Annotated in this window: 4 protein-coding genes; all 4 read right to left on the reverse strand. The window is 65.5% G+C overall.

Annotated features, from left to right (window positions below):
- Window positions 1-517: UDP-N-acetyl glucosamine 2-epimerase (locus tag ACXJKR_RS27960; protein WP_457325612.1), on the reverse strand; the 517-nt coding region annotated here is incomplete at its 3' end.
- Between the two features lie 8 nt (window positions 518-525).
- The gene (gene wbjC, locus ACXJKR_RS27965; protein WP_457325609.1) at window positions 526-1,638 is read right to left on the reverse strand and encodes a UDP-2-acetamido-2,6-beta-L-arabino-hexul-4-ose reductase; all 1,113 of its coding nucleotides are present in this window, start codon (window positions 1,636-1,638) and stop codon (window positions 526-528) included.
- A gap of 4 nt (window positions 1,639-1,642) precedes the next feature.
- Window positions 1,643-2,680, reverse strand: coding sequence for a polysaccharide biosynthesis protein (locus tag ACXJKR_RS27970; protein WP_457325610.1), 1,038 nt, complete (start codon window positions 2,678-2,680; stop codon window positions 1,643-1,645).
- Window positions 2,681-2,682: 2 nt separating this feature from the next.
- Window positions 2,683-3,284 (reverse strand): HisA/HisF-related TIM barrel protein (locus tag ACXJKR_RS27975; protein ID WP_457325611.1); only part of this gene is annotated, 602 nt, incomplete at its 5' end.

Consider the following 3,284-nt stretch of genomic DNA (forward strand, 5'->3'; position numbering starts at 1 on the left):
ACATTGGACTGCCGGTTTTGATGACCTGATCCGGCGGCAGTCCTTCGCGCAGCAGATAGTCGCGCGCGATCGTGCTGTACGTGAGATTGATGTCGGCCGTGTGGTCGACGATGCGGCGGTTGGTCTCCTCCGGAACGCGCATGTCGAAGCAGCGATTACCGGCTTCCATGTGGAAGATCGGGATCTTGCGGCGCTTGGCGGCGATGACGGCCAGGCAGCTGTTCGTGTCGCCGAGCACCAGCATGGCCTCCGGCCGCTCGACCTCAAGCACCTGGTCGATGCCGCCGATGATGTTGCCGATGGTCTGCGCCGCGCCGCCCTGGGCCGCGTTCAGGAAATGAGCAGGCTTGCGGACGCCAAGGTCGTCGAAAAAAACCTGGTTGAGTTCGTAGTCGTAGTTCTGGCCGGTGTGGACGAGCACATGCTCGCAATGCACGTCGAGAGCGGCCATCACGCGCGAAAGGCGGATGATTTCGGGGCGGGTGCCGACGACGGTCAGCACCTTGAGCTTTTTCACAGGCGGATTCATGGCTTGACCTTCATTGCGGTCGTGTCAGGGCGGGCTCGGTCGAAGACCTCGTTGGCCCAGAGCATGACGATGAGCTCGTCTTCGCCGATGTTGGTGATGTTGTGGGTCCAGCCTGGGATGGTCTCGACGACCTGAGCCTCGCCGCCGCGCGTGACCAGCWCATGCGTCTCGCCGCTGCCGATGTGTCGAAAACCGAAGTGGGCCGTGCCCCGGATGACGAGGAATTTCTCGGTCTTGGTGTGGTGGTAGTGCTCGCCGCGCGTGATGCCGGGGCCGGCCGTGAAATAGCTGAACTGGCCGCAGTCCGGGGTCTTGAGCATTTCGACGAACACGCCGCGCGGATCGGCGTGGCGCGGTACCTGGTAGGCGAATGCCTCGGGCGGCAGGTAGCTGACATAGGTGGCATAGAGCGCCCGGGTCAGGCCGGTACCCACGCGGTCGATCATCAGGCCCTCGCGCGTTGCTCTAAAACCGTTCAAGGTCCGGGCCAGCTCGCCGACCGTTGTCTCGTACATCGGTTCGATATCAACGAAGCCGGCTGCGGGCGGCGTGGGCCCCAGCAGCGTCAGCATCTGGTCGATGACGTCGTCAATGTAGACAAGGCGCAGCGGTGCGGCCGGATCATTGATGGTGACCGTCATGCCTCGCGCAATGTTGTGGCAGAAGGTGGCAACGACCGAGTTGTAGTTGGGCCGACACCATTTGCCGAACACATTGGTCAGCCGGAAGATGTAGGCCGGTACGCGGCACTGCCGGTGGTAGTGCAGCAGCGCCTCCTCGGCGGCGCGCTTGCTGCGGCCGTAGACGTTGTCCAGCGTGGCCTGCGTTGACGACGCGAAAGCCACCGGGGGTGAGCCGGGCAGGCTGCCCAGGATGGCAATCAGCCGCAGGCTGAAGTCGGCGTTGCCGTCGTCGAACTCGACCGGGTCCTGGGGCCTGTTCACGCCGGCGAGGTGGAAGACGAAGTCCAGGCCGCTGAGCTGTTCGATGAGTTCCGCATCGGCGGCGCCATGCGAGATCAGGCGGACGTCGGTGTGACCTGCCTCACGCAGTCGCCATTGAAGATTGCGGCCGACGAAGCCCGACGCACCGGTGATGCCGATCTTCATAACGTCAATCCTCCGCCGTCACGTTGGCCTCGCCAGCGGCGAGGCGTCGCATGAAGTCGAGCTTCATCAACAGCGCCGTCATCCCGGCCACGTCCAGGCGCTCGGTGTTGTGCGACGTGTAGTCCTCGGCGTCCTGGATGCGTGTCTCGCCCTGCTCGACGAACTTGGTGTAGTTGAGGTCGCGGCCATCGGGCGGGATGCGGTAGTAGCCGCCCAGGTCTTCGGCGCCGGCGCGCTCCTCGCGGCTCAGCAGCGCCTCGTAGAGCTTCTCGCCGTGGCGCGTGCCGATCTCGCGGATGGCATGGTCGGGCGCGCCGATGACACCGAGCACGGCCTCGGCCAGCACGCGGATCGCCGCCGCGGGCGCCTTCTGTACAAAGATGTCGCCGTTGCGGCCATGCTCGAAGGCATAGAGCACGAGCTCGACGGCATCGTCCAGCGTCATCATGAAGCGCGTCATCGCCGGGTCGGTGAGCGTGATCGGCTTGCCGGCGCGCACCTGCTCGACGAACAGCGGGATGACCGAGCCGCGCGAGGCCATCACGTTGCCGTAGCGCGTGCCGCAGATGACGGTGTCCGTGCCCTCGAGATTGCGCGACGCGGCGACCATGACCTTCTCCATCATGGCCTTGGAGATGCCCATCGCGTTGATCGGGTAGACGGCCTTGTCGGTGGACAGGCAGATGACGCGCTTCACACGAGCCTGGATGGCGGCGTCGAGCACGTTCTCGGTGCCCAGCACATTGGTACGCACGGCCTCCATGGGATGGAACTCGCAGGATGGCACCTGCTTGAGCGCGGCGGCGTGGAAGCAGTAGTCCACGCCGCGCATGGCGCCCGCGACCGCGCGCGGGTCGCGCACATCGCCGATGTAGAACTTCAGCTTGGGCGATGCGTACTTCTTKCGCATGTCGTCCTGCTTCTTCTCGYCGCGGCTGAGGATGCGGATCTCACGCAGGCCGGAGTCGAGGAAGCGGCGCAGCACGGCATTGCCGAAGCTGCCGGTGCCACCGGTGATGAGCAGGGTCTTGTCGTCAAACATGTTCAGCGGGGGAGGGCAGCGGCGAAGAGGGCATCCTTCTGGGCCGGCTGCGGGTAGTTGATCAGCACCGCGCGGTACTGACCCTTGAAGACGAAGAGACTGCCGGCCGCGGCGCCGATGACGCCGCAGGCCTTGATCAGCGCCTCGATGTCGGCGAGCGACCCGGCGCCGCCGAGCACGCTCATCGGGATGCGCAGCGCGGCGCGCATCTGCTTGGCGAGGTCGAGGTCATAGCCCTTCATGACGCCGTCGCGATCGACCGAGTTCAGCACGATCTCGCCGGCGCCCTGGGCTTGRCATTCGCGCGCGAAGGCGATCGGGTCCAGTTTGTGGGCCTTGGTCGCGTTGTGCGTGCAGAGCTCATAGCCGCTGGCGAACAGACCCGACTTCTTGCGCACGTCGAGCACGACGACGACGCTCTGGCCGCCGACGGCGTCAGCGATGCGGCGGATGCAGGTCGGGTCCTCGACGGCGGCACTGCTGATGCAGACCTTCTCGACGCCGAGCTCGATGATGCGCTTGGCCTGCTCCGGCGTGCGCACGCCGCCGCCATAGGCCAGCGGCATGCGGCATTCGGCGGCCAGGTCCTGGATCAGCTTGTAGT

The organism is Roseateles sp. P5_E11 (assembly GCF_054049355.1).